The sequence below is a fragment of the Lentzea sp. CA-135723 genome (assembly GCF_050936595.1).
Classification (GTDB): domain Bacteria; phylum Actinomycetota; class Actinomycetes; order Mycobacteriales; family Pseudonocardiaceae; genus Lentzea.
In genome coordinates, this window is sequence record NZ_JBNJMK010000001.1 from 5,642,647 (window position 1) to 5,668,255 (window position 25,609).

Annotated in this window: 23 protein-coding genes; 16 read left to right on the top strand and 7 right to left on the bottom strand. The window is 68.1% G+C overall.

Annotated features, from left to right (window positions below; translation table 11 throughout):
• Window positions 1-60: 60 nt before the first annotated feature.
• A complete protein-coding gene (locus tag ACQEU1_RS25895) occupies window positions 61-687 on the bottom strand; it encodes a GNAT family N-acetyltransferase (protein ID WP_433206732.1) in 627 nt (208 codons plus the stop codon).
• A 45-nt stretch (window positions 688-732) separates the two neighbouring features.
• Here ACQEU1_RS25895 and ACQEU1_RS25900 point away from each other — a divergent pair, with 45 nt between their 5' ends.
• On the top strand, window positions 733-1,698 hold the full coding sequence (locus tag ACQEU1_RS25900; RefSeq protein ID WP_433206735.1) for an NAD(P)H-quinone oxidoreductase: 966 nt from the start codon (window positions 733-735) through the stop codon (window positions 1,696-1,698).
• On the opposite strand, the gene ACQEU1_RS25905 is transcribed toward ACQEU1_RS25900, so the two are convergent.
• Entirely contained in the window at window positions 1,682-2,326 is a 645-nt protein-coding gene (locus ACQEU1_RS25905; RefSeq protein WP_433206738.1) for a class I SAM-dependent methyltransferase, read from the bottom strand. The two genes, ACQEU1_RS25900 and ACQEU1_RS25905, sit on opposite strands and share 17 nt — an antisense overlap.
• A 21-nt stretch (window positions 2,327-2,347) precedes the next feature.
• Window positions 2,348-3,547, bottom strand: a complete 1,200-nt coding sequence (locus ACQEU1_RS25910; RefSeq protein ID WP_433206741.1) for a cysteine desulfurase-like protein — start codon at window positions 3,545-3,547, stop codon at window positions 2,348-2,350.
• Between the two features lie 91 nt (window positions 3,548-3,638).
• On the opposite strand from ACQEU1_RS25910, the gene ACQEU1_RS25915 reads away from it, so the two are divergent.
• The 8 genes from ACQEU1_RS25915 to ACQEU1_RS25950 all read left to right on the top strand — a co-directional run bounded on the left by ACQEU1_RS25915 (window position 3,639) and on the right by ACQEU1_RS25950 (window position 10,745).
• Entirely contained in the window at window positions 3,639-4,115 is a 477-nt protein-coding gene (locus ACQEU1_RS25915; protein ID WP_382442309.1) for a bacterial proteasome activator family protein, read from the top strand.
• A gap of 58 nt (window positions 4,116-4,173) precedes the next feature.
• Window positions 4,174-5,025, top strand: coding sequence for a class I SAM-dependent methyltransferase (locus tag ACQEU1_RS25920; protein WP_433206745.1), 852 nt, complete (start codon window positions 4,174-4,176; stop codon window positions 5,023-5,025).
• 59 nt (window positions 5,026-5,084) lie between these two features.
• Window positions 5,085-5,999 (top strand): galactan export ABC transporter permease subunit Wzm/RfbD, encoded by a 915-nt coding sequence (gene wzm / locus ACQEU1_RS25925; protein ID WP_433206748.1) that lies wholly within the window; start codon window positions 5,085-5,087, stop codon window positions 5,997-5,999.
• 16 nt (window positions 6,000-6,015) lie between these two features.
• Complete coding sequence (gene wzt, locus ACQEU1_RS25930; RefSeq protein ID WP_433206751.1) at window positions 6,016-6,834, top strand: galactan export ABC transporter ATP-binding subunit Wzt/RfbE; 819 nt, start codon at window positions 6,016-6,018, stop codon at window positions 6,832-6,834.
• A 3-nt stretch (window positions 6,835-6,837) separates the two neighbouring features.
• Complete coding sequence (glfT1, locus tag ACQEU1_RS25935) at window positions 6,838-7,740, top strand: galactofuranosyltransferase GlfT1 (protein ID WP_433206754.1); 903 nt, start codon at window positions 6,838-6,840, stop codon at window positions 7,738-7,740.
• Window positions 7,741-7,861: 121 nt separating this feature from the next.
• Complete coding sequence (locus ACQEU1_RS25940; RefSeq protein ID WP_433206757.1) at window positions 7,862-9,088, top strand: ABC transporter substrate-binding protein; 1,227 nt, start codon at window positions 7,862-7,864, stop codon at window positions 9,086-9,088.
• A complete protein-coding gene (locus tag ACQEU1_RS25945) occupies window positions 9,085-9,936 on the top strand; it encodes a carbohydrate ABC transporter permease (RefSeq protein WP_433206760.1) in 852 nt (283 codons plus the stop codon). The genes ACQEU1_RS25940 and ACQEU1_RS25945 overlap by 4 nt, the downstream gene beginning before the upstream one ends.
• Window positions 9,933-10,745, top strand: a complete 813-nt coding sequence (locus tag ACQEU1_RS25950) for a carbohydrate ABC transporter permease (RefSeq protein ID WP_433206763.1) — start codon at window positions 9,933-9,935, stop codon at window positions 10,743-10,745. Before ACQEU1_RS25945 ends, ACQEU1_RS25950 begins: the two co-directional genes overlap by 4 nt.
• 274 nt (window positions 10,746-11,019) lie before the next feature.
• Here ACQEU1_RS25950 and ACQEU1_RS25955 read toward each other — a convergent pair whose 3' ends face one another.
• Together ACQEU1_RS25955 and glf are read right to left on the bottom strand one after the other, a co-directional pair.
• Window positions 11,020-12,921, bottom strand: a complete 1,902-nt coding sequence (locus ACQEU1_RS25955) for a glycosyltransferase (protein WP_433206766.1) — start codon at window positions 12,919-12,921, stop codon at window positions 11,020-11,022.
• Between the two features lie 176 nt (window positions 12,922-13,097).
• On the bottom strand, window positions 13,098-14,282 hold the full coding sequence (gene glf / locus ACQEU1_RS25960) for a UDP-galactopyranose mutase (protein ID WP_394614595.1): 1,185 nt from the start codon (window positions 14,280-14,282) through the stop codon (window positions 13,098-13,100).
• A 188-nt stretch (window positions 14,283-14,470) separates the two neighbouring features.
• Here glf and ACQEU1_RS25965 point away from each other — a divergent pair, with 188 nt between their 5' ends.
• The gene (locus ACQEU1_RS25965; protein WP_433206770.1) at window positions 14,471-16,438 is read left to right on the top strand and encodes a DUF6541 family protein; all 1,968 of its coding nucleotides are present in this window, start codon (window positions 14,471-14,473) and stop codon (window positions 16,436-16,438) included.
• On the opposite strand, the gene ACQEU1_RS25970 is transcribed toward ACQEU1_RS25965, so the two are convergent.
• A complete protein-coding gene (locus ACQEU1_RS25970) occupies window positions 16,428-17,333 on the bottom strand; it encodes an LLM class flavin-dependent oxidoreductase (protein WP_433206773.1) in 906 nt (301 codons plus the stop codon). The two genes, ACQEU1_RS25965 and ACQEU1_RS25970, sit on opposite strands and share 11 nt — an antisense overlap.
• A 63-nt stretch (window positions 17,334-17,396) precedes the next feature.
• Here ACQEU1_RS25970 and ACQEU1_RS25975 point away from each other — a divergent pair, with 63 nt between their 5' ends.
• Window positions 17,397-18,200 (top strand): HAD family hydrolase, encoded by an 804-nt coding sequence (locus ACQEU1_RS25975; RefSeq protein WP_433206776.1) that lies wholly within the window; start codon window positions 17,397-17,399, stop codon window positions 18,198-18,200.
• A gap of 203 nt (window positions 18,201-18,403) precedes the next feature.
• Here ACQEU1_RS25975 and ACQEU1_RS25980 read toward each other — a convergent pair whose 3' ends face one another.
• Window positions 18,404-19,417, bottom strand: a complete 1,014-nt coding sequence (locus tag ACQEU1_RS25980) for a lysylphosphatidylglycerol synthase transmembrane domain-containing protein (protein ID WP_433206779.1) — start codon at window positions 19,415-19,417, stop codon at window positions 18,404-18,406.
• Window positions 19,418-19,643: 226 nt separating this feature from the next.
• Here ACQEU1_RS25980 and ACQEU1_RS25985 point away from each other — a divergent pair, with 226 nt between their 5' ends.
• From ACQEU1_RS25985 to ACQEU1_RS26005, 5 genes are all read left to right on the top strand, one after another.
• A complete protein-coding gene (locus tag ACQEU1_RS25985) occupies window positions 19,644-20,741 on the top strand; it encodes a DegT/DnrJ/EryC1/StrS family aminotransferase (RefSeq protein ID WP_433206782.1) in 1,098 nt (365 codons plus the stop codon).
• Window positions 20,738-21,718: a Gfo/Idh/MocA family protein gene (locus tag ACQEU1_RS25990; protein WP_433206785.1), complete on the top strand. Its 981-nt coding sequence runs from the start codon at window positions 20,738-20,740 to the stop codon at window positions 21,716-21,718. The genes ACQEU1_RS25985 and ACQEU1_RS25990 overlap by 4 nt, the downstream gene beginning before the upstream one ends.
• A gap of 4 nt (window positions 21,719-21,722) precedes the next feature.
• Window positions 21,723-22,925 carry a glycosyltransferase family 4 protein gene (locus ACQEU1_RS25995; protein ID WP_433206788.1) on the top strand — a complete coding sequence of 401 codons (1,203 nt, stop codon included), beginning with the start codon at window positions 21,723-21,725 and terminating at the stop codon, window positions 22,923-22,925.
• Between the two features lies 1 nt (window position 22,926).
• Complete coding sequence (lhgO, locus tag ACQEU1_RS26000; RefSeq protein ID WP_433206791.1) at window positions 22,927-24,108, top strand: L-2-hydroxyglutarate oxidase; 1,182 nt, start codon at window positions 22,927-22,929, stop codon at window positions 24,106-24,108.
• 136 nt (window positions 24,109-24,244) lie between these two features.
• Complete coding sequence (locus ACQEU1_RS26005) at window positions 24,245-25,609, top strand: FG-GAP-like repeat-containing protein (protein ID WP_433206794.1); 1,365 nt, start codon at window positions 24,245-24,247, stop codon at window positions 25,607-25,609.

Consider the following 25,609-nt stretch of genomic DNA (forward strand, 5'->3'; position numbering starts at 1 on the left):
GAGATTGCTGAACCCTCACAAAAGGGAGACCCACGACACAATCCGTCGGTCGGCGGGAGTTCAGCTGGTGATCAGCTGAACACACTCCGCTAGCCCCTCGACAGTCACGTCCCACTCCGGGCGCACGAAATCGGCGGCGTCCAGACGCAGTCGCACGTGCTCAAGGCGTTCTCCGCGCGGTGCGAGGCGCATCGTGCCGTCTTGCACGTAACCGAGCTTGGCGCTCACACGGTTGGACGCGTGGTTACCGAGCCATGCCGCCGAACGAGCGACGTCCGCACCCAGGTGGTCGAACGCGAACTGCAGCACGGCAACACGCATCTCCGTACCGAATCCGTTGCCATGGAACCTCTTGCCGAGCCACGACCCGGTGCCCACCTCACGCAACGTGGCGAAGTCGCGCGCGCCGACGTCCTGCACGCCGATCGCCCTGCCCTCGTACCGCACGACGAACGCGATCACCCAGTCCTCGGGAGAGAACTTCGCCCGCTGCCCCCAGAAGTGCTGGAGCAGCCCACGCCCGTCGCCGAGGTGGTCGGTCCACGGCACGTTGAACGGCATCTCGGACGGATCGTGCACGCCCTCGCGCGCCACCTCGACCAGCTCGTGCAACGAGGCGTCGTCGTCGGGGCGCAGCTCCAGGCGCGGGGTGCGCAGAACGAGATGTCGCAACGGCCAGGCGTCCATGATCCGATGGTGCCGGACCTGTCGAACGGTATTACGGTCGACTGTATGCGTGCGATCACCGTGAACGAACCCGGCGGCCCAGAGGTGCTCACCTGGACCGAGGTCCCCGACCCCGTGCCGGGTCCGGGCGAGGTGCTGATCGACGTCGCCGCGAGTGCGGTCAACCGCGCGGACCTGCTCCAGCGCCAGGGCTTCTACCCGCCGCCCAAGGGCGCGTCCGACATCATCGGCCTGGAGTGCTCCGGCACGATCGCAGCGCTCGGCGAGGGCGTCACGGGCTGGAGCGTCGGCGACGAGGTGTGCGCGCTGCTCGCGGGCGGCGGCTACGCGGAGAAGGTCGTCGTGCCCGCCCCCCAGGTGCTGCCGGTTCCGAGCAACGTCGACGTCGTCACGGCGGCCGCGCTGCCCGAGGTCGCCTGCACGGTCTGGTCGAACGTCGTGATGGACGGCAGGCTCAAGCTCGGCGAGACGTTCCTCGTGCACGGCGGCGCCGGCGGCATCGGTACGCACGCCATCCAGGTCGCGAAGGCCCTCGGCGCGACGGTCGCGGTCACCGCGGGCTCCGACGAGCGCCTCGCGAAGTGCAAGGAGCTCGGCGCGGACATCACGGTCAACTACAAGACCCAGGACTTCGTCGAAGAAGTCGAGAAGGCCGACGTCGTCCTCGACAACATGGGCGCCTCCTACCTGGGCCGCAACATCGACGTGCTGGCACCGGACGGCCGGTTGATGATCATCGGCATGCAGGGCGGCGTGAAGGGCGAACTGCCGATCGGCAAGCTGCTCGCGAAACGCGCGTCGGTGATGGCGACCGGCCTGCGCGGCCGCAGCGTCGAGAGCAAGGGCGCCATCGTCGCCCAGGTCCGCGAACACCTCTGGCCGTTGATCGAGAGCGGCGCCGTGCACCCGATCGTCGGCGAGGTCGTGCCGATGTCGAACGCCGCCGAGGCGCACCGGCTGCTCGACAACGGCGACGTCTTCGGCAAGGTCCTGCTCAAGCGAGAGCGGTAGCCGCCGCGAGCGAGGTCCGGGGAGCCGTGCGGAACTCCAGCCCGTACTCCTCGGACCACCGCGCCAGCACCGCCGCCTCGTCCGGCCGGTCCACGTCGTCGGCCAGCACCGTCGCGCCCGGCGCCAGCACGGCCCGCAGCACGGGCAACGCCGGATAACGCGAGTCGCCGAACCCAGGACCGTCCACGAGCAGCAGGTCCACCAGACCGAACCGTTCTACGTAACTGAGCACTTCGTCGTGCACCTGCTGCGGCGCGTACCACTGGCCGTGTCGCGACAACGCCGCCGGATGCCGTGACAACGGCGCGTGCACGACGCGAGCAACGGAGCCCAACCCCTCACGACGAAGTTGCGACGCAACGAAAGCAGCGAGCCGTTCGTCGTGCTCGATCGACAACAGGTGCCCGAAACCGCGCTGCTGCAACAAACGCGCCAGCAACACCGAGGACGCCCCGCACCCGAGCTCCACCAGAACGGTCCGCGCGCCGAGCACGACCTCGTCCATCACCGCGACCAGTGCCGCGGGCCTCAGGTCGCCGACGGTCGCCGGCAGGTACTCGGTGTTCAACGAGCCGATGCGCTGCAGGGCCGAGAGATCAGCCAGCTCGCGAGCCAGCGAGTCGTCCAAAGAGGATCTCTCCAAACCCTGTCAGCCCAGCTCGGCCACCGCCCGCACCAGGTCGTCCATCTCAACGGCGTTCGTGTAGTGCGCGAGCCCGATGCGGATGGCGCCACCGATCTCACCGACGCCCAGCACCGAGAACACGCCGTGCTGGCCGGGGTCGGCGAACGCGCAGACGCCCCGCGACGCGAGGTGTTCGACGCCGTCCTCCGCCTTGACCCCGGCGATCGAGAACGCCAGCGCGGGCACCCGCCGCATGGCGTCGCCGATCACCATCACGTGTCGCAGCGACCGCAGTTCGTTGATGAGGTTAGCGAGCAGTCCTGCCTGGTAGGCCTTCACGGACCCGAGCGACGTGAGCAACCGCTCGCGGCGCGTACCGGAGGCCGCGTCGTCCAGGTCCGCGAGGTACTCGACGGACGCAACGAGCCCGGCGAGCATCGGATACGCGTGCGGGCCGAGCTCGAGCCGTTCCGGGCCGCGCGCCATCGGATCCACTGATACCGAAGGCAGCCGCTCCAGCACCGACGGGTCGCGGAACACCAGCGCGCCGACCGGCGGCCCGCCCCACTGCCCGGCCGAAAGAGCCACGACGTCGGCACCCATGCCAACGATGTCCAACGGCACGAACGGCGCCGCGGCGGAGGCGTCGACCACCATCAACGAGCCGTGCGCACGCGCCACGGACGAGATCTTCGCCAGGTCGGGCCTGGTGCCGACCACGCCGGACGCCGCCGTGATGGCGATCAGCTTCGTGCGGTCGGTGACGAGCTCGTCGAACTGCCAGCTCGGCAGCTCGCACGTCTCGATGTCGATCTCGGCCCACTTGACCGCGCTGCCGGTCCGCTGGGTCGCCCGCAGCCACGGCGCGATGTTCGCCGTGTGGTCCAACCGGGAAACCAGGACCTCGTCACCCATGAACCAGTCGTCCGTCATCGCGTCCGCGAGCCGTTGCAGCATCACCGCTGACGACGGCCCGAGCACGACACCGGCGGGATCGCCTCCGACCAGGTCGGCGACCGACCGGCGGGCGGCGTCCACGATGCCCTGGGCGCGCTGGGACGCGGGGAAGATGCCTCCCGGGCCGGAGACCGGGGCGCGCAGTGCGGTGGAGACGGCGGTGGCGACCTGTTCCGGCACCTGCATGCCGGCCGGTGCGTCGAGGTGGACCCAGCCGTCGCCGAGCGCGGGGAAGAGCCCTCGTACCCGTGCGACGTCGAACGCCATGACACACACCGTACGTATATGGGCAAACACAGCAACTACCAGCCCCACCCCGATTGGTTTCGAAAACGTGAATGGCGCGAGGATGGAGACCATGAACCAGGAGCAGCCCGTCGTAATCGTCGGCGGCCAGGACGGCGACATCGCCGACCTCGTCGAACAGCCGGCCAAGGTCATGCGGATCGGCACGATGATCAAGCAGCTGCTGGAGGAGGTCCGCGCGGCACCTCTGGACGAGGCCAGCCGCAACCGCCTCAAGGAGATCCACAAGCGGTCCATCGAGGAGCTCGAGGACGGCCTCGCGCCCGAGCTGCGCGAGGAGCTGGAGCGGCTGTCGCTGCCGTTCACCGAGGAGGGCACGCCCTCGGACGCCGAGCTGCGGATCGCGCAGGCCCAGCTCGTCGGCTGGCTGGAGGGCCTCTTCCACGGCATCCAGACGGCGTTGTTCGCCCAGCAGATGGCGGCACGGGCCCAGCTGGAGCAGATGCGCGGCCGCGCGCTGCCCGCGGGCAGCGGTGGCGAGGGCGCGGAAGGTGGCATCACGGGCAAGGGCACCGGCCAGTACCTCTAGCCGAGGGACCGGGTGTTGGTTCTACGATGCCCGCTGAACTTCCTGGAGAGGAGCCATCGTGCTCGAGCAGGTGCGCCGTGCCCTGTCGGCGAAGCAACTGCGCCACAAGCTGCGGGTGAAGGCGATCGAACTGGTGGCGGACGCCGTCGCCCCGATCCGCGCGCAGGTCGACGACCTGCAACGCAAGGTGGACGACCTCGGCCGGCAGGTGCAGGACGAGATCCGCCACCAGGGCGACAGGTCCGTCGACCAGACCCGCCAGCTGGAGATCCGCACGCGCCGCGACCTGGTCTTCGCGGGCGAGCAGGAGGCCGCGCTGCAGAGCGCGCAGTTCGTGCGCGAGCACATGCCGCACGTCCCGCAGTTCGGCCACCCGCACGAGACGCTCGAACACGCGCTCTCGCTCGCCCCCGAAGGCGGGCTCGCGCTGGAGTTCGGCGTCTACCAGGGCACCACGCTGAAGATCATCGCCACCGCGCGCGGCGGCGAGGGCGTCTTCGGCTTCGACTCGTTCGAGGGCCTACCGGAGAACTGGCGCAACGGCTTCCCCGCCGGCGCGTTCAACGTCGACGGCCTGCCGGAGGTGCCGGGCGCCGAGCTCGTCGTCGGCTGGTTCGACGAGGTGCTGCCGGGCTTCCTCGCGGAGCACGAGGGCCCGGTGACGTTCCTGCACGTCGACTGCGACCTCTACTCCTCCACGAAGACCGTGCTGGAACTGGTCGGGCCGAGGCTCGTCGAAGGCAGCGTCATCCACTTCGACGAGTACTTCAACTTCCCCGGCTGGCAGGACCACGAGCACAAGGCCTGGACGGAGTACGTCGAGGCGACGGGCATCGAGTTCGGCTACGAGGCGTTCACCTACGACAACGAGCAGGTAGCCATGCGGGTGACCAAGATCCCCGCTCGTTGACCACTCCGTGACGTACCGGCGTCCAGGTCGGTGAACGGACGCCGGTACGCTCAGTCCTCGTGCAAGCCACCAGTACCCTCGAGCACCCCGAGGCGCCGCCTGCCGTCAAGTCGCGCAGCTTCAAGCGCGCGTTCGCCGACGTGCGGGAAGCGTGGGACCACCGCGAACTGTGGGGCCACCTCGGCTGGCAGGACATCAAGCAGCGCTACCGCCGTTCGGTGATCGGTCCCCTGTGGATCACCATTTCGATGGGCACCACGGCTCTCGCGCTCGGCCTGCTGTATTCGGTGCTGTTCGAGACCAACGTGCCGACGTTCCTCCCGTACGTGACGGTCGGCTTCATCGTCTGGAACTTCATCCTCGGCTGCATCACCGAGGGCACGGACGTGTTCATCGCGAACGAGGGGCTCATCAAGCACCTCCCCGCGCCGATCACCGTCCACGTGATGCGCATGGTGTGGCGCCAGGTGCTGTTCCTGCTGCACAACCTCGCGGTCTACGCGGTCGTGCTGGCGATCTTCTTCCCCGCGCTCAGCCACCAGTACCAGATCAGCCCCAACGGACCCGTCCACCCGGGCCTGAGCTGGACCATCGTGCTCGCGATCCCCGGTTTCGCACTGCTCGCGCTCAACGCGGTGTGGGTCGCGCTGGCGTTCGGCGTCATCAGCACCCGCTTCCGCGACATCCCGCCGGTCGTGACCAGCTTCATCAACCTGGTCTTCTTCATGACGCCGATCGTCTGGGACGCGGGCGTGCTGCAGAAGGTCACCGGCGGTGGCAGCAACGACTGGCGCATCCTGATCGCCGAGCTCAACCCCGTGTACCACTTCGTCGAGGTCGTCCGCGCCCCGCTGCTCGGCCACGCGGTCGACTGGCACCACTGGGCGATCGTCGGCGGCTTCACCGTCGGCGGCTGGGGGCTCGCGATGGTCATCCTGCGCAACTACCGCGCCCGCGTTTCCTACTGGGTCTAGAGGAGGTCGACTCACCATGGTCAGCATCGACGTCTGGAACGCATCGGTCGACTTCCCGATCTTCGACGCCAAGTCGAGGTCGCTGAAGAAGCTCGCGCTCGGCAAGGTCGGCGGCAAGATCGGCTCTGAGGGCCGGGTGCCGATCATCGAGGCGCTGCACGACATCTCGCTGTCGCTCAAGGACGGCGCGCGCGTCGGCCTGGTCGGCCACAACGGCGCCGGCAAGTCCACGCTGCTGCGCCTGCTGGCCGGCATCTACGAGCCGACCCGCGGCCAGTCCCGCATCGTCGGCAAGGTGGCTCCGGTCTTCGACCTCGGCGTCGGCATGGACCCGGAGATCTCCGGCTACGAGAACATCATGATCCGGGGCCTGTTCCTCGGCATGACTCGCAAGCAGATGGAAAAGCGCGTCGACGACATCTCGGAGTTCACCGAGCTCGGTGACTACCTGCAGATGCCGCTGCGCACGTACTCGACCGGCATGCGCGTCCGGCTCGCGCTCGGCGTGGTCACCTCGATCGACCCCGAGATCCTGCTGCTCGACGAGGGCATCGGCGCGGTCGACGCGGCGTTCATGGCGAAGGCCAGGGACCGCCTCAAGGACCTGGTGGCCCGCTCCGGTCTGCTGGTGTTCGCGAACCACTCGGACGAAACGCTGCTGGACTTCTGCGACAGCGCGATCTGGATGGACGAGGGCCGTGTCAAGATGCACGGTGGTCTTCGCGAGGTGCTGACCGAGTACAAGGGCTTCGACCCGTTCGACCGGATGAGCACCGAGCAGCTGGCCAGGCTCGGCTACGACTCCCCCGTCCTCAGCGGAAACGGCGGCGAATAGACAGTGAACCTCGAGGCACTGCCCAAGGGCTCCGTGGTGGCGGTGGTGGTCACCCGCCACCGCCGCGAGCTGCTCGCCGAGTCGCTCAAGGCCCTCTCGACGCAGACGCGCGTCCCCGACCACCTGGTGGTCGTCGACAACGGGCCGGACCAGCCGGTCAACGACCTGGTCGAGCAGTGCCCCCTGCCCACGACCTACCTGGCGTCGCACCGCAACCTCGGGGGCGCCGGCGGCTTCGCGCTCGGCATCCTGCACGCGCTGTCGCTGGGTGCGGAGTGGGTGTGGCTCGCGGACGACGACGGCCGCCCCGCCGACGAGAACGTGCTGGAAGTCCTGCTGGAGGAGGCCGAGCGCCGGGGCCTCGCCGAGATCTCGCCGGTCGTCACGAACATCGACTCGCCGGACAAGCTCGCGTTCCCGCTGCGCAGGGGCCTGACCTGGAAGCGTTCGGCGGCCGACCTCGGCACCGACTTCCTGCCGGGCATCGCCTCGCTGTTCAACGGCGCCCTGTTCCGCGCCACGACGCTCGACGTCGTCGGTGTGCCGGACTACCGCCTGTTCTTCCGCGGCGACGAGGTCGAGGTGCACCGCCGCCTGGTGCGCAGCGGTCTGCCGTTCGGCACGTCCCTGAAGGTCGCGTACGTGCACCCGGACGGCTCTGACGAGTTCAAGCCGATGCTCGGTGGCCGCTTCCACGCGCAGGACCCGGAAAACCCGATCAAGCGCTACTACACCTACCGCAACCGCGGCTACCTGCTGGCTCAGCCCGGCATGCGCAAGCTGGGGCTGCTGGAGCTGTTCCGGTTCGGCCTGTACTTCCTCGGCGTCCGCAAGGACCCGAAGGCGTTCGTGGAGTGGCTGAAGCTGGTCCGGCTGGGCCGGCGGGAGCAGTTCTTCCGCAAGTGAGCTCTGGTCGACGGCCCCCTTCCGGTTTTCCGGGAGGGGGCCGTCGTCGTTTCACGGCCGGTAGCCGGTTTCTCGCGCGTTGTGATCGCCTACTCCCGGTAAGGGGAGTAAACGTTGGGTAGTGATCTCCCGACGCAGACTTCTGACCACCGCTGGTGCGCTGACACTGCTTTCGGCGTGCGGATCGAACACCGGACGTGACTCCCAGGGCCTTCGGCAGTGGTACCACGCGTACGGCGAGCCGGGGGTGCAGCAGGCGGTCGAGCGGTACGCGCAGGCGTACGGCAAGGTGCCGGTGGACGTGCAGTGGAACCCCGGCGACTACGACTCGAAGCTCGCCACGGCGTTGCTGTCCGGCACCGGACCCGACGTCTTCGAGGCCACCACGCAGGTGAGCGCGGTGCGGGCGGGGCAGCTGACCCCGCTCGACGACGTGATCGCGTCCGCCCGTGACGACTTCACCGCGTCGATCCTCGCCGGGCACACCGTGGACGGGCAGCTCTACGGCATCCCGCAGGCCGTCGACGTGCAGATGTTGTTCTACCGCAAGAGCATGCTCGCCGCGGCCGGGGTCTCTCCTCCCTCCACTGTGGACGAACTGGTCGACGCGGCGCGACGGCTGACGACCAGCGGGGTCAAGGGGCTGTTCGCGGGCAACGACGCCGGCGTGAAGGTGCTCGCCGGGCCCGCGCTGTGGTCGGCGGGGCTCGACTACGTGACGCCCGAGCACCAGGTCGGGTTCGACGATCCCGTTGCGGCGGAGGCGATCGGCAAGCTGCGGTCGTTGCAGACGAGCGGGGCGTTGTTGCTGGGCGCGGTGAAGGACTGGTCGGAGCCGGACGCGTTCACGCAGGGGCTCGTGGCGATGCAGTGGACGGGGTTGTGGACGGTTCCGGCCGTGCAGAAGGCTTTGGGTGACGACTTCGGGGTGCTGCCGTGGCCGCGGCTGAACGCCTCCGGCCGTGCCTCGGTGCCGGTCGGGGCGTACGGGGCGATGGTGAACGCCCGGTCGGCGAAGGTGGCCGAGGCCAAGGAGTTCGTGCGCTGGCTGTGGGTGGAACGCACCGACTACCAGGCTGATTTCAACCAGTCGTACGGCTTTCACATCCCGCCGCGGTCCTCGCTCGCTTCCGCTGCCGAGAAGCTGAAGACCGGTGCGGGCGCCGAGGCCGTGACGCTGGTGCGGGACAACGCCAAGTCGTCCAACCCGCCGGACTGGACGTCGGCGATGCGGACGGCGTTCGAGGACGCGGTCGCGAAGGTCGTGCGGGAAGGCGCCGACGCTTCGGCGGAGCTGCGCGGCGCGGTCGGCAAGGTGCGGGACGAGCTGAAGCGCCTCTACGGATGACGCGCTCGTTCTGGCTGTTCGTGGGGCCGTTCTTCCTCGGGCTGCTGGTGTTCGTGTACGTGCCGATCGGGTGGAGCGTGCTGCTCTCGTTCTTCGACGCGCGCAACACGGTCACGCCGACGACGTTCGTGGGGTTCGACAACTACGCCGACATGCTCACCGACGGCCCGTTCCTCCAGTCGCTGGGCACGTTCAGCGTGTTCGCGTTGTTCGTGGTGCCGCTGACGTTCGTGCTCGCGCTGGCGTTGGCGTTGCTGGTCAACGGAATCCGCTTCATGCAGGCGTTCTTCCGCTCGGTGTTCTTCCTGCCGTTCGCCTGCTCGTACGTCGTCGCGTCGCTGGTGTGGAAGCTGTCGCTGTTCAACGGCGTGCGGTACGGCCTGGCGAACACGGTGCTGGGCTGGTTCGGCGCGGAGCCGATCGCGTGGACCGTCACGCCGCCCTGGTACTGGGTGGTGCTCGTGACGTTGCGGCTGTGGCTCCAGCTGGGGTTCTACATGATCCTGTTCATCGCCGGCCTGCAACGGATCCCGCACCACCTCTACGAAGCGGCGTGGATCGACGGCGCACGGCCGTGGCAGGCGTTGCGGCACATCACGTTGCCGCAGCTGCGCACGACATCGGTCGCGGTGCTGCTGCTTCTGCTGATCGCGGCCTATCAGGCGTTCGACGAGTTCTACAACGTGCTGGGCTCCGGCCCGTTCGGCAGGCCTCCGCTCGTGTACCTCTACTACACGTCGCTGGGCAGCGGCGGTCAGGACTTCGGGCACGGCAGCGCGGGCGCGGTGATCCTGTCGTTGCTGATCGCGGGCGTGACGCTGGCGCAGGGCCGGGTGTTCACGCGATGAAAGCCCTGCGGTACACGGCTTTGACGGTGGTCACGGTCTTCTTCCTGCTGCCGTTCTACCTGGTGCTGCGCAATGGTCTCGCGCTCGAGTCCGAGATCTCGGCGACGTCGTGGACGTGGTGGCCTTCCGAAGTCCATTGGGAGAACTTCGCCGAGCTGTTCAACGACCCCGCCGTGCCGTTGCTGCGGAGCATGCTCAACTCTCTCGTCGTCGCGGTGCTGCAAACTTTGGGACAGCTGCTGCTGTGCTCGTTGGCGGGCTACGGCCTGGCGCGCATCCCGTACCGGTACGCGAACGTCGTGCTGTACCTGGTGGTCGCGACGCTGATGATCCCGGCGGCAGTGACGTTCGTGCCGTCGTTCGTGGTGGTGTCGACCCTCGGCTGGGTCTCCGACCTGCGCGGACTGGTGATCCCGGGCCTGTTCAGCGGGTTCACCGCGTTCCTGTTCCGGCAGTACTTCCTGACGTTCCCGCGCGAACTGGAGGAGGCGGCCCGGATCGACGGGCTCGGCCACTGGGGCACGTTCTGGCGGATCGTGGTGCCGAACTCGCGCGGGTTCTTCGCCGCGCTGGGCGTGATCTCGTTCGTGACGTCGTGGAACCAGTTCCTGTGGCCGTTGGTGATCGCGCAGGACCAGGACTCGTGGACGGTGCAGGTGGCGCTGTCGACGTTCCTCACGGCGCAGGCGCTCAACCTGCACGAGCTGTTCCTCGCGGCTGCGGTGTCGATTGCGCCGCTGGTGATCGTGTTCGTGGCACTGCAACGGTTCCTGGTGCGCGGCGTCACCGAGACCGGAATCAAGGGATGAGCGGTTGCACGGCTACTCCGCGCCTGTCAGGTCCGCAATCGGCACGAAGGCACAACCCCGCAGCTCACGGATCAAGGCGGACGCGAAGCGCAACCACACTGCCTGGGTGGGTGCGTGGCGTCGGCGAACATCGACTTGTCGCTCGCGCTCCTGGTGGGCGACCGTGTAGACGAAGCGGTCGAGCTTCGGGAAGCGCAGGAAGAGATGCGCAAGGCTCAGTGGCCCACGAAGAAAGGGCCCCCGGAATTCCGAGGGCCCTTTTCTCACAACCGGATCAGTTGTTCTCGAACACCTTGCGCCACGACTCGACCGAGGTGAGCTCGGGCAGCGCGTCGCGGTACACCTTCTGCATCCGCGGCCATTCGGCGGACAGCCGGCGGTAGTTGCGGACCGCGCGCTTCATCAGGGCGCGGAACTCCTTCGGGTCGCGCTTGCGGAACGCGACACCGCTGCCGTCGGCGTTGGAGACCGTGGCGCTGTCCAGGTTGCCCAGGAGGAACCAGCGGGCGTTGGTCGCCGGCACGTTGATCTGCGGGCGCTCGGCCGTGGCGGCCTGGGGCTCGCGCAGGTTGTGCATGAGCGCCTTGGCGGCCTCGGACGCGATGGTGACCGGGTTCGTGGGCGGCGTGAGCATCTGCTCGGCGCGGACCATGTCGAACGTCGGGGCCGGGAACTCGCGGGCGGACGGCAGGACCTGGGCGTCCGAGTAGTCCTTGCGGAGCTCTCGGATGGCCGGGAGGGCCGTGCGCAGCGAGTCGAACAGCTTCGACGGGCCGGCCAGGAAGTCCTCGATCGCCTTCTGCTGCACGGCGACGGTCGAGTACTCCATCGACAGCAGGTGCCGCAGCGACAGCTTCAGGCCCTGCTTGAGCAGCGTCGACCGCACGTCGTACGGGCTGTGCAGCGCCGCGAGGACGAGGCGGTTGCGGGTGTGGAAGTACGCCTGCCAGTCGGTGGCGTCGTTCTTGTCCGTCCACGGCATGTGCCACACGGCGGAGCCGGGCAGCGACACCGTCGGGTAGCCGCGCTCGAGGGCGCGCAGCGAGTACTCCGCGTCGTCCCACTTGATGAAGAGCGGCAGCGGGTAACCGGTGCGCTGGACGACCTCACGCGGGAACAGGCACATCCACCAGCCGTTGTAGGTGGAGTCGATGCGGGCGTGCAGTTCCTCGGTCTCGCGCAGCGTCTCGGCGCCGAAGTCGTGGTCGGTGAGCGCACCAGGCGCCGCGCGCCAGTAGCAGGTGCCCAGGTCGACGACCTCGCCCATGCTGTGCAGGCGGGCGCGGGCCTGGAGGTTCAGCATGTGCGAACCGACGATGACCGGCTGGGCCGCGGCGCGCGCGAACGCGTTCGAGCGCAGGACGGCGTCCGGCTCCAGGCGGATGTCGTCGTCCATCAGCATGATCTGGTCGGCGTCGGTGTGCTCGATCGCCTCGTACAGACCGCGGGTGAAGCCGCCGGAGCCACCGAGGTTGTCCTGCTCGATGATCTCCAGCTTGTCGCCGAGCGCCTTGACGGCCTCGGCGTAGCCCTCGGTGTCGCGGACCTTGACCGAACCCTGGTCGGCGACGAAGACCTTCTTCAGGACGGCCAGCACGGCCGGGTCCTCGCCGAGGGTGCGCAGCGCGATGACCGCGTCGACCGGGCGCATCGTCGTCATGCCGATGGCGACGGTCTGGGTCGGCAGCACCTGCTCGGTGGTCCAGGCCGCCTCTTCGATCTCGATCGTGGTGTCGTCGGTGAAGACGTCGAACCAGATCCAGCCGCCGTCCTCGAACGGCTTGAGCGACACCTTGATGGCGATGTCGGAGTAGGCCTTGGGAGTGCGCACGACGTGGCCGTCGAGGTGCACGATGTCGCCGTTGGCCTTGGAGCGGTAGACGTCGATGCGACCGGCACCGCGCACGCGCAGGCGCAGCACGACGTCCTCGATCACCGTCCAGCGCTTCCAGTAGCTCGCGGGGAAGGCGTTGAAGTACGACGCGAACGACACCTTCGCCGAGGTCGGCACCGTCACCGCGCGGCGGCCCGAAACGTGGCTGTGCACGTTTGCCGGCTCGTCGAGGTAGAGCGGTCGCACGTCCAGCGGGTCCTCGTCCCGCGGCATGATCACCCGCTGCAGGACCTGGGTCGGGTTGATCTTCGTAGCGCTTGCGGCTTTGGCCTGCTCGGTCACGTGCTTCCTCCGGCGAACCGCACGCGGTCGGTTCGGGTCAGCTTCATGGATGGCTACCGCCACAGAAAGTAGTCGTGGCGCGGCGCGTCAAGCGCCCATAGTACTCATTGTGCAAAGACGATCGCCCGGCCGCACAGGTTGTACGGCCGGGCGAAAAACGAACTAAATCGTCACCATCAGTCCAGGTCGCCGTTGATCGGCGTGCCCTCGGTGAGGTGCGGAGCGATCTTGTTGTCGAACGCGCTCAGCGCGGATCCGATCGCCATGTGCATGTCGAGGTACTTGTAGGTGCCCAGACGGCCGCCGAAGAGGACGTTCTTCTCGGCCGCCTCCTTCTTGGCGAGCACCCGGTACCGCTCCAGCTTCTCGCGGTCCTCTGCGGTGTTGATCGGGTAGTACGGCTCGTCGTCCTTCTCCGCGGCGCGGGAGAACTCGCGGACGATGACCGTCTTGTCCTTCGGGTAGTCCCGCTCCGGGTGGAAGTGGCGGAACTCGTGGATGCGGGTGTAGGGGAACTCCGCGTCGTTGTAGTTCATGACCGGCGTGCCCTGGAAGTCACCCGTCGGGAGGACCTCCTGCTCGAAGTCGAGCGTGCGCCAGCCGAGCCAGCCCTCGGAGTAGTCGAAGTAGCGGTCGACCGGACCGGTGTAGACGACCGGCGTGCCCGCCGGGATCTCGTCCTTCACGTCGAAGAAGTCCGTGTCGAGGCGGACCTCGATGTTCTCGTGCTCCGCCATCTTCTCGAGCCACGCGGTGTAGCCGTCGACCGGCAGGCCCTCGTAGGTGTCGTTGAAGTAGCGGTTGTCGAAGTTGTAGCGGACCGGGAGGCGGCTGATGACCGCGGCCGGCAGCTCCTTCGGGTCGGTCTGCCACTGCTTCGCGGTGTAGTCGCGGATGAACGCCTCGTAGAGGGGACGGCCGACCAGCGAGATCGCCTTCTCCTCGAGGTTCGTGACGTCCTTGCTGTCGATCTCGGACGCCTGCTCGGCGACCCACGCGCGAGCCTCGTCCGGCGACAGGTACTTGCCGACGAACTGGGTGATCAGACCCAGGCCCATCGGGAACTGGTACGCGGTGCCCTTGTGCATCGCGAAGACGCGGTGCTGGTAGCCCGTGAACTCGGTGAACTGGTTGCAGTACTCCCAGACCCTCTTGTTCGAGGTGTGGAAGAGGTGCGCACCGTAGCGGTGCACCTCGATTCCTGTCTCGGGCTCAGCCTCCGAGTACGCGTTGCCACCGATGTGGGAACGACGTTCCAGAACGAGCACCCGCTTGTTCAGCTGGGAGGCGGCGCGCTCGGCAACGGTCAGTCCGTAGAAACCGGATCCGACGACGATGAGGTCAAAACCAGCGAAGCTCACGAACGTGGAGGGTACCGGTGCTCCCAGGCGTGGTCCCAACACCCCCTCCGCGAACCGCACCGGCCTTGATCAGCTAAAACGCGTGCGAGAGGCCGTCGGCGGCCGAGAACGCCGGTCGGGATAGCCTTGGTCGCGTTATCGCGGGTCACTCCCGCACATCCACTTGCAGAGCAAACATGGGTGGTCCTGTGCCGACCGAAGCGAGCACGCTGCTGACCGTGGCGACGATCGGGACGTATCTCGCCGTCCTGTGGCTGCCGGGCGGACTGGCCGCCGCGGCCGCGGGTGTGCGGGGCTGGGCGCTCGCCGCGAGCGCACCGGTGTTCACGTACCTGATCGCAGGCCTGGCGGGCCCGTGGCTGTGGAAGATCGGGATCCCGTTCACCATCTGGACGTTCCTGGTCACCACGGTCGTCGTGACCGTGCTCTTCGGCCTCGCCCGCTGGTTCGTCGTGCGCCGCAACGGCCCGATCGAGCGCGAGCCGTCGCCCTGGACGCGCACCGCGCACGTCGCCGTCGCGGTGACGCTGCTGGCCGCCGCCGTCGTCGGGTTCGCCGTGCTGATGACGGCGATGCGCTGGGACCTCAACTCGATCCCGCAGGACTGGGACGCGGCCTACCACGCGAACGGCATCCGCTACATCGCCGAGACCGGCGAGGGCAGCCTCTACGCGACCGGCAAGGTCAACTGGTACGAGCTGCCGGACGGCGTCTTCTACCCGAACGCCTACCACCTGGTCGGCGCGCTCGTGTTCAAGCTGACCGGTGCCGCCGTGCCGGCCGTGCTGAACGCGAACACCGTGCTCCTGCCCGGTCTGCTCGCGCTGGCCCTGGTCGCGATGATCCGGCACTTCAAGGGCCGTGCCGTCACCGCCGTCTTCACCGCGCTCGTCACCGTCGCCTGCACCAGCGCCACCTACGACAACCTGTGGCGCGGCCCGCTGCTGACGTTCACGCTCGGCATCGCGGTCATGCCGGTGCTGGCCATCGCGATGGACGCCTACCTCAAGCGCGCGTCGCTCGACACGGGCATCTACTTCGGCGGCGTCGCGGTCGGCCTGCTCGCCATCCACTCCAGCACGCTCTTCGGCGGCATCCTTTTCGTGCTGCCGATGTTCATCCAGCGCTGGTGGGGCAACCTGCGGATCATCTGGCGCGACTTCGTCAAGCTGCTCGTGCCCGCGGTCGTCGCCGTGGTCGTGACGCTGCCGCACCTGCTGGGCGCGCTCGCGGTCGGCGGCAAGATCGCGATCGTGGACTGGCCGTCGACGTTCCCGGTCAGCCAGTCGGTCGGCGCCCTGCTGACGTTCCAGCACGTCATCGCGCTGCCGCAGTACTGGCTCGCGCTCGCGCTGTGGGTCGGCCTGATCTTCGCCTCGCGCCTCGGCGACCTGCGCTGGCTGCTCGGCTCTGCCGCGTTCTTCGGTGGCGTGTTCGTGCTGACGGCGTCGTACTCGCAGTTCTGGGTCGCCAAGGTGACCAGCCCGTGGTGGAACGACCAGTGGCGCCTGATCGCGCTGGCGTGCGTGCCGCTGGCCGTCGTCGCGGGCCACGGCCTCGCGCAGGTCTACGACTTCGCGAAGCTCGGCGCGGCGAAGGTGAAGCTGGCCGCGGGTCCCGGGCGCTACGTCGCCGGCGGCCTGGTCCTCGCGGCGTTCGCGCTGCTCAGCCAGGGTCTCTACTACAACCTCAACGCGAGCCAGGTGAAGCTCGGCTACGGCAACCAGCCGGGCGCCGACCGGCACAACATGGTCGTCAGCCCGACAGAGGTGCTCGCGTTCCAGGAACTCGCGAAGCTGGTCAAGCCGGGCGAGCGGGTGCTCAACGACCGCCGCGACGGAACGGTCTGGATGTACGCGCTCGCGGGCGTGCAGCCGGTCGTCGGCCACTACGACGGCTCGGCCGAGTCACCGGCCGTGGCGACCCTGCAGTCCGAGTTCAACGACTACGCGACCGACTCCGAGGTCCGCGACGCCGTGAAGCACCTCAACGTCACGTACATCATCGTGGACGTCGGCTACGTGCACGGCGGCAAGGACCGCGTCGCGGGCCTGCAGAACCTCGACGGCAAGCCGTTCGTGCAGAAGGTGTTCTCCAACCAGGACTCGACGATCTACAAGCTGGTCCCGGAACCGGGCGCGCCGGTCAGCCCCTGATCTCGGAGTCGGCGAGGCCGGGGAACACGTCCCCGGCCACCTGCTCCAGCACGGTCTCGTGCCCGAAGTAGACGCCTTCGCTGCGCGGCCAGTGCACGATCAGATCGGTGAACCCCAGCTCACGGGCCCGTCCGGCGGCGTCCTGGAACGCACCCTTGCTGGACAGCGAGTAGACCGGCGCCGAGTCCAGGTTCAGGTACCTGTCGATGGTGCCCTTGGCCCGGTTGATCGACGCGAGCTCGTCGTTGAACCGCCGCGTCACCTGCGCGACGCCACGCCACCAGTCCTCGTAGCCGGGGTTCTCCACCTGCCGCGACCCGGTGGTGATCCACCCCGTCCCGTACCGGGCGGCGATGTTCATGGCCTTGGGCCCGTCCGCCGCGACCACGAACGGCACCCGCGGCCGCTGCACGCACCCGGGGTGCCCACGAGCCTCGTCGGCGGCGAAGAACTCGCCCTTCCACGTGGTCTTGTCCCTGGTCAGCAGCAGATCCAGCAGCTCGACGAACTCCCCGAACCGCTGAGTGCGCTGCCCGGCCGTGAGCTCCTGCCCACCGATGGCGTCCGAGTCGTAGCTACCGGTGCCGCCGGAGCCGACGCCGACGTTCAACCGCCCGTCCGACACGTCGTCGAGCGTCAGGATCTCGCGCGCGAAAGAGACCGGGTGCCGAAAAACCGGCGACGCGACCAACGTGCCGAGCCGGATCTTCGACGTGACCATCGCGGCGGCCGTCAACGTCGGCACCGCCGAGAACCAGGGCCCGTCGACGAGTGTCCTCCAGCCGAGGTGGTCGTACGTCCACGCGTGGGAGAACCCGAGCTCCTCGGCCGCGCGCCACTTGGGCTCCGCCACCCACCAGCGGTACTCGGGAAGGATCACCACACCAACTCGCACCGGACGACCCTAGCGAACCAGCTCCGTAGTTCAACGAATCCGCCATCAGCGAGGATGGACGTCGTGGAGAAACCGGCACTGGTGGCATCGGACGTAGACGGCACAATCCTCAGCACGCACGAACAGGTGAGCGACCACACCGCCGCCGTGGTGGGCAGGGTCCTGGCGGACAACACCCCGTTCGTGCTGGTCACAGGCCGCCCACCGAGGTGGGTCCCCCGAATCGCGGAGTCCCTGAACTCCACCGGCTACGCGGTCTGCGCGAACGGCGCCGTCCTCTACCACGTGGGCGAGGACCGAGTCGTCTGGCAGCGCGGCATCAACCCGGTCCGCCTCACCGACCTGGTCCACGCCCTGGACACGGCCATCCCGGGCTGCGCGGTGGCGGCAGAACGGGTGGGCGAACGAGCAGGGGACACCGTGACGTTCCTCGCAGAGAACGGCTACCAGCACGCCTGGCCGGAGACCCACGACTCCGCCACCCGAGCAGAGGTCCTGGGCCACCCGGCGATCAAACTGCTGGTCAGACGAGTCGACATGACCAGCGCCGAAATGACGACCGCCGCGACCGCGGTGCTCGGCGACGAGTTCGCCATCACCTACTCGACCAACGCGGGCCTGATCGAGGTCTCCGAACGGGACGTGACCAAGGCCACGGGCCTGGCCGACGTCTGCGAACGCCTCGGAGTCGCGGCGCAGGACGTGATCGCGTTCGGCGACATGCCCAACGACATCCCGATGATCCAGTGGGTGGGCCACGGCGTGGCGATGGCCAACGCGCACCCGGACCTGAAGGCGGTGGCGGACGAGATCACGGCGTCGAACGAGCAGAACGGCGTGGCCCAGGTGCTGGAGCGCTGGTTCTAGAGCCAAACCGCAGTCGTCAACGCAAAGCGCACCACGCCCGCAAGCCACCCAGGCATCAGCCCGAACGGGCTGATGCCTGGCTGCTGCTCGGTCCGGCCGAGGCGCCTTTCGCCTCGGCCTTGAGGCCGGGTAAGCGACCAACCCGGCCAAAACAAAAAACCGCCCATCGACCAAAACGGTCAATGGGCGGCAAAAGTCAAAAATCAGTCCTCGGCAGGCACCGGCACCGGCCCACCACGCCGCTTCTGCAGGTAAGCGATCAAAGCGGCCGACCCGGCAGCCGCCAGGTCCGCGATCGTGAACATCAACCGAGAAACCAATGCCAGCGCGATGGCCTCACCAGAGGGCAGAACGGTCGCAATGGTCGCCGTGATGACCAGCTCGCGGGCCCCCAGCCCGGAAGGCAGGAAGAACGCCAGCAGCCCGGCGGTCATGGACAACGCCATGGCACCGGTGGACAGGATCAGCGTGTCCCACCGAGGCGACCCGAGCGAGTTCACCAGCAGCCACAGGTGCACGCCGTAGCAGAGGTAGATGGCGACGGCGGTGCCGAGAGCCTTGAGGATCTCCACCCCGGTGAACCGGCGCTCGATCGGAGCCTTCCGCAGCACCTTCAGCACCAGGTTGACCGACCAGGTCAGCAGGCGCGGGTGCAGGAACGGCAGCCCGACGAGCAGCAGCAGGAACAGCCACAGCAGCTGGTTCGCCTCAGGCCGGCCGTTCAACATGACCGGCAAAGCAGCAAGTCCGGCGATCAACGAAGCGAGCACACCCATGCCGGTAGCGACCAACCCGGCGGTGAAGCTGCGCGCGCGGTTGACGCCCGCCTCACGGGCGAGCTCCATCGAGAGCAGCACGGCCCAGACGGCGCCGGGGACGTACTTGCCGAGCTGCCCGACGAGGTAGAACTTCGAGGCGTCGACGAATCGGACGGGAGCGCCCAGGTCGGACAGAACGATCTTCCAGACCAGCGGGCCCAGGAAGATGCCGACGAACACCGCGATCAGCGACAGCACGACCGACTGCCACGGCAGCGCGGCGAGTGCCGGGTAGACCTCGTCCCACTGGGAGTACACCGAGAACACGGCGGCGGCGAGCACCGCGACGATCAGCAGTCGCTTCGCCCAAGCGATGACCAGCGCTTTTCGCGTGTTCGCCGGAGCGGGCGGTTCGACCTTCTCAGCGTCGGTGGCAGCCACGTCGGGCTCGACGGTCATCGGTTCTCCGCTTCCTGCTTCGCTTCCCAGCGACGGGCCGGGCACGGCGGGCTGGGCGTCCATGAGGGTCGTTCTCCTGCGCTGCGGATCCACAACGGACCCTGAAGAGGATCACTCCATCAGGCAGGTAGCCTGTGGTCCGCGCCTGGTCTGCACCTGGCAGTAACACCGCGGGGCAACTGTACCGGACGCATCCAACCGTCTCCGGAAGTGGAAAGTCTGCTGCATGATTCCGATTACCGTCGTCGACGTTCAGGACGCCGAACCGCTCGTGCTGGAAGTGCTCCGCTCCGGTGTCATCGCACAGGGACCGATGGTCAAGCGGTTCGAGGACGCTTTCGCCTCCGTTGCCGGTGTGAGCCACGCGGTCGCCGTCAACAACGGCACGACCGCGCTGGTCGCGTCCATCCAGGCGCTCGACCTCCAGCCCGGTGATGAGGTCATCACCACGCCGTTCACCTTCGTGGCCACGCTGAACGCGATCCTGGAAGCGGGCGCTACCGCTCGGTTCGCGGACATCGACTCGGTCGACTTCAACATCGACCCGGAGAAGGTCAGCGGCGCGGTCACCGACCGCACCAAGGTCCTCATGCCGGTCCACCTGTACGGCCAGATGGCCGACATGGGCCGCCTCGTCCCGCTGGCGCAGCAGCACGGCCTGACGATCGTCGAGGACTCGGCGCAGGCGGTCGGCGCGACGTTCGAGGGCAAGCCCGCCGGTTCGTTCGGCATCGGCTGCTTCTCCTTGTACGCCACCAAGAACATCACCACCGCCGAGGGCGGCGTCATCACGACGTCGGACGACGCGCTGGCGGACAAGCTGCGCGTCATGCGCAACCAGGGCATGCGCGCCCGCTACCAGTACGAGATGGCGGGCCACAACTACCGCCTCACGGACCTGCACGCGGCGCTGGGCATCCCGCAGCTCGAGAAGCTGCAGCAGCTCACCGACGCGCGCCGGCGCAACGCCGAGGCGCTGTCCAAGGGCCTCGACGGCGTGACGGGTCTCACCGTCCCCGCCGTGCTGCCGGGCCGCGAGCACGTGTGGCACCAGTACACGATCCTGGTCGGCGACGACGCCCCGGTGACCCGCGACGAGCTCGCGGCGAAGCTCACCGAGAAGGGCATCGGCAACGGCATCTACTACCCGAAGCTCGTGTTCGACTACGACTGCTACCGGGACAACCCCCAGGTCATCGCCTCCGACGTGCCGGTCGCGAAGAAGGTCGCCGAGCAGGCGCTCTCGCTGCCCGTGCACCCGAAGCTGACCGACGCAGAGCTCGAGACCATCGTCTCGTCCGTCCGGGAGGTGTTCGGCGCGTGACCGCCCGTCCCAAGGTCGCCCTCGTCGGCGCCGGCACCATGGGCTCGCTGCACGCCCGCGTGCTGTCGCAGTCCGACCGCGTCGACTTCAAGTTCGTCGTGGAGCACAACGCCGAGACCGGTCAGGCGATCGCCAACCGCTTCGGCATCGACTACACGGACTCGCTGGACGGGCTGAAGGATGTCGACGCCGTCGTCATCGCGGCCGCCACCGAGGCGCACTACGCCATCGCCAAGCAGGCGCTGGAGCTCGGCAAGCCGCTGCTCATCGAGAAGCCGCTGGCCGCCACGTACGCGCAGTCCGAGGAGCTCGTCGCCGAGTCGGAGAAGCGCGGCCTGCCGCTCGTCTGCGGCTTCCTCGAGCGCTTCAACCCGGCGATCCTCACCGCGAAGCAGTTCGTGGGCGAGGTCGTGCAGATCAACGCGATGCGGCACTCGCCGTTCGTGCCGCGGATCAAGACCGGTGTCGCGGGCGACCTGCTCATCCACGACGTCGACCTCGCGATCCGCTTCGTCGGCAACGCGCCGGCCGCGGTCAAGGGCTCGTTCGGCTTCTTCCACAAGCAGTCCCAGGACAACCAGTCCGAGGACTCGGCGGACGCCACCATGTCGTTCGAGAGCGGCGCGCTCGCCACGATCTCGGCGTCGCGGATCAGCCAGCGCAAGGTGCGGCAGATCTCGGTGCTGGAGATCGACCGCCTGATCGAGATCGACCTGCTGCGCCGGGACATCACGATCTACCGGCACGTGGCGGACTCGCCCGCGGCGGACGGCGTCGGCTACCAGTCGCAGACCGTCATCGAGCTGCCGACGATCCTGCAGAGCGCCGAGCCGCTCGCCGCGCAGCTGAACCACTTCCTGAACCTGCTCGAGCTGGGCGCCGGTTCGGACGAGGTGCTGGCTGAGCGCAACGCGATCCTCCCGGCGCACAAGGTCGTCCACGAGGCGACCATCTCGGCCACCAACGGGAAGGCCTGACGCGATGCGGATCGCGATCATCAACAACTTCTTCCCGCCCCGCATGGGCGGCAGCGCCTACGTGTCCGACACGTTGGCGCGCTACTACGCGGCGCAGGGTCACGAGGTCCTCGTGATCACGGCCGCGTACGGCGGTGCGCTGCCGGTGGAGGAACGCGACGGCATCAAGATCGTGCGACTGCCGTCGTGGACGCTGCCGGAGACCCGCATCTCCTTCAACTTCGACATCACGTTCGCGTTGAAGTGGGGCAACCGCAAGAAGGTCTTCAAGCTGCTGGACGGCTTCAAGCCGGACGTCGTCCACCAGCACGGCCAGTTCTTCGACCTGACCTGGCAGAGCGGTCTGTGGGCGCGCAAGCGGAAGGTGCCGTCGGTCCTGACGCTGCACACCCGCCTGCAGAGCCCGATGAAGCCGATCCACGCGGTCTTCCGGATGCTCGACGCGTTCGTCGTCAAGCCGGTCATGTCGTACAACAAGCCGACGAAGCTCGTCGCGATCGACACGATCTTCTACGAGTACATCAAGAAGAGGTACAAGACCCCGGACGAGCGGATCGAGAAGCTCGCCGTCGGTGTCGAGCTCGACCGCTTCCACGACCTCGACCACGCCACCGAGCGCGCGAAGATGCGCGAGCGGTTCCCGGAGATCGGGGACGGCCCGGTCATCTCGTCGCTCGGCCACGTGATCCCGGTCCGCGACCGGATCAACCTGGTCAAGGCGCTGCCCGAGGTGCTCCGCAAGCACCCGGACACCAAGGTCCTGGTCATCGGCGGCCTGTACAACACGCAGTTCATGGACATCGCCAAGGAACTGGGCGTCGACCACGCGCTGGTGTGCACCGGCACGCTGCCGAAGGCGGAGATCCCCGGTCTGCTCGCGGGCTCCGACATGGAGGTCCACGACCTGCAGGGCTTCGGCATCGGCATCGCGTCGCTCGAGGCGATGGCGGCGGGCGTCCCGACGGTCATGGCCGAGCGGGCCGACTACTTCCCGAACGCCGTGATCACCAACGGCACGGAGTCGCTGCTCACCAAGCCGGGCGACCACTCCGGGCTGGCGGAGCAGATCAACCGGCTGATCGAGGACGAGGGCGTCGCCAAGAAGATCGGCGAGGCCGGTCGTCAGTGGGTCTTCGACAACTTCGACATGCCGAAGATCTGCGAGGCCAACCTCGACATCCTCAAGAGCGTGTCGGGCAAGGCCTGACGTGAGTCATGTCGTCGTGATCGGCGGAGGGATCCTCGGACTCTCCGCCGCTCGCGAACTCCTCCGGCGCGGTCACGACGTGACCGTGCTGGAGAAGGAGTCCCACTGGGCCGCGCACCAGACCGGGCACAACAGCAACGTCGTGCACGCAGGTCTGTATTACAGGCCCGGTTCGCTCAAGGCCCGGATGTCCGTGGCGGGCAACGCTTCCATGGTGGCGTTCGCCCACGAGCACGGCGTTCCCGTGGACGTCTGCGGCAAGCTGGTCGTGGCGACGTCGACCGACGAGCTGCCCCGGTTGCAGACGCTGGCCGACCGCGCCGAGGCCAACGGCGTGCCGGCCAGGCTGATCTCCCCCGCCGAGGTTCGCGAGTACGAACCCGAGGTGTCCGCCGTCTCCGCCCTGCGCGTCGAGTCGACGGCGATCATCGACTTCCCGGCCGTCTGCCGAGTGCTCGTGAAGCTGCTCGAAGGCGCCGATCTCCGCCTCAACTCCCCTGCTCTCGCCATCCGTGCCGAAGGTTCGGGTGTCATGGTGGCCACGCCGCAGGGCATCGTCCGCGCCGACGCGCTGGTGAACTGCGCGGGGTTGCACAGCGACCGGATCGCCCGCCTCGCCGGGCTGCGTCCGAAAGCGACGATCGTGCCGTTCCGCGGCGAGTACCACGAGCTGCGGCCGGAACGCCGTGAGCTGGTGCGCGGCCTGATCTACCCGGTGCCGGACCCCGCGCTGCCGTTCCTGGGCGTGCACCTGACGCGCATGCTCGACGGTTCCGTGCACGCGGGCCCGAACGCGGTGCTGGCGTTGCGCCGCGAGGGTTACCGCTGGAGCCAGATCTCGCCGCGCGACATCGCCGACGTGCTGCGCTTCCCCGGAACCTGGAAGCTGGCCGGGAAGTTCGGCAGGACCGGCCTCGACGAGGTGCTGAGGTCGTTCTCCCGCAAGCGTTTCGCGGCGAGCCTGGCCCGGCTGGTGCCGGCCATCGAGGAGACCGACATCGTGCGCGCCGAGGCGGGCGTCCGCGCCCAGGCGATGCTGCCGGACGGGTCGCTGGTGGACGACTTCCTGATCGAGTCGGCCCCGCGCCAGGTGCACGTGCTGAACGCGCCGTCGCCGGCCGCGACCAGTGCTCTCCAGATCGGCAGCCACATCGCCGACGAGACCGTCGCCATGCTCGTCTGAGCACGTCAGAGGCCTTCTGCAGGGCCTGTAGAACTTCTACAGGCCCGGTGACAGAGACCTTGTAGATCGTTTGCAGACCCTCCCCGCAGAGTTCGTGTTGTCAGCAGGACGGACACGAACTCACGGAGGACGAGCGATGCGACTGCGACGGACTACCACCCTGGTGGCCCTGCTCACGGCGGCACTGGCGTTCCTGGGAACGAGCACCGGCCAGGCGGCGCCGGAGCCCGGCGCACTGGTCAACGACGGCGGGTACGCGAAGCAGGGCGCGGAGCCGGAAACGAGCTTCACGATCCAAGCCAACAACCCGATCGCGAGATCGGAGGTGGTGAAACGGGCGCGCACCTGGATCGACGCACGGGTGCCGTACAGCCAGACGGTCTGGTACACGAACCAGTACGGCCGCTACCGCCAGGACTGCTCCGGCTTCACGTCCCTGGCCTGGGGCATGGACAACAGCTACACGACGTACTCGCTGCAGCCGTTCATGCACACCATCAACAAGTCCGACCTGCGACCGGGCGACGCGTTGTGGAAGCACAACAGCGACCAGCAGCACATCGCGCTCTTCATGCGCTGGGCGGACGCGGCGCAGACCCAGGCGGTCGTCTGGGAGGAGTGGGACTTCGGTCAGGTCGCCGAGGAGCGGGTCTGGTCCGCCGCCTACACGGCGTCCTACATGGCCAAGCGCTACAACAACATCGTCGAGGACCTGGGGACGTCGACCGGCTCCTCGTTCTCCGGTGACAGCAAGACCGACATCGCCTACATCTTCCCGAACGGCGACGTGAAGGTCTGGCGCAACGGCCGAGGCTTCGCGGAGAACCCGTGGGACGCCGACGCCATCGTCGCCTCCGGCTTCAACGACACCAACGCGCACTTCGCCGACCTGGACGGCGACGGCGACAAGGAGATCATCACCGTCCTCGCCGACGGCAGCGTGAAGGCGTGGCGCAACGGCCGCGGCGTGACCCCGTCCCCTTGGGACGCTGAGGCGATCATCGCCACCGGCTTCACGAACGACAACATCCACTTCGCCGACCTCGACGGCGACCGCAAGGCCGAGATCATGACGGTCCTGCCGGACGGCACCGTCAAGGCGTGGCACAACGGCCGCGGGTTCGCCGACAGCCCGTGGGACAACGCCGCGATCATCGCGAGTGGATTCACCAGCGCCGGTCTGCACTTCGCCGACCTGGACGCGGACGGCAAGGCCGAGATCATCACCGCCCTGCCCGACGGCCAGGTCAAGGCCTGGCACAACTACCACGGCTTCGCGAACAACCCCTGGGACAACGCCGCGATCATCGGATCCGGCTTCACCAACGAAGGTCTGCACTTCGCCGACCTGGACGGCGACGGCAAGGCCGAAATCGCCACCGCGCTCCCGGACGGCCGCGTCAAGGCGTGGCACAACTACCACGGGTTCGCCAACAACCCCTGGGACAACGAGGTCATCTTCGCCACCGGCTTCACCAACACCAACCTGCACCTGATCTGA

Coding starts and splice junctions, on each gene's coding strand:
- ACQEU1_RS25895 (WP_433206732.1), bottom strand. CDS start 687: ATGGACGCCTGGCCGTTGCGACATCTCGTTCTGCGCACCCCGCGCCTG.
- ACQEU1_RS25900 (WP_433206735.1), top strand. CDS start 733: ATGCGTGCGATCACCGTGAACGAACCCGGCGGCCCAGAGGTGCTCACC.
- ACQEU1_RS25910 (WP_433206741.1), bottom strand. CDS start 3,547: ATGGCGTTCGACGTCGCACGGGTACGAGGGCTCTTCCCCGCGCTCGGC.
- ACQEU1_RS25915 (WP_382442309.1), top strand. CDS start 3,639: ATGAACCAGGAGCAGCCCGTCGTAATCGTCGGCGGCCAGGACGGCGAC.
- wzt (WP_433206751.1), top strand. CDS start 6,016: ATGGTCAGCATCGACGTCTGGAACGCATCGGTCGACTTCCCGATCTTC.
- ACQEU1_RS25945 (WP_433206760.1), top strand. CDS start 9,085: ATGACGCGCTCGTTCTGGCTGTTCGTGGGGCCGTTCTTCCTCGGGCTG.
- ACQEU1_RS25950 (WP_433206763.1), top strand. CDS start 9,933: ATGAAAGCCCTGCGGTACACGGCTTTGACGGTGGTCACGGTCTTCTTC.
- ACQEU1_RS25980 (WP_433206779.1), bottom strand. CDS start 19,417: ATGACCGTCGAGCCCGACGTGGCTGCCACCGACGCTGAGAAGGTCGAA.
- ACQEU1_RS25985 (WP_433206782.1), top strand. CDS start 19,644: ATGATTCCGATTACCGTCGTCGACGTTCAGGACGCCGAACCGCTCGTG.
- ACQEU1_RS25995 (WP_433206788.1), top strand. CDS start 21,723: ATGCGGATCGCGATCATCAACAACTTCTTCCCGCCCCGCATGGGCGGC.
- ACQEU1_RS26005 (WP_433206794.1), top strand. CDS start 24,245: ATGCGACTGCGACGGACTACCACCCTGGTGGCCCTGCTCACGGCGGCA.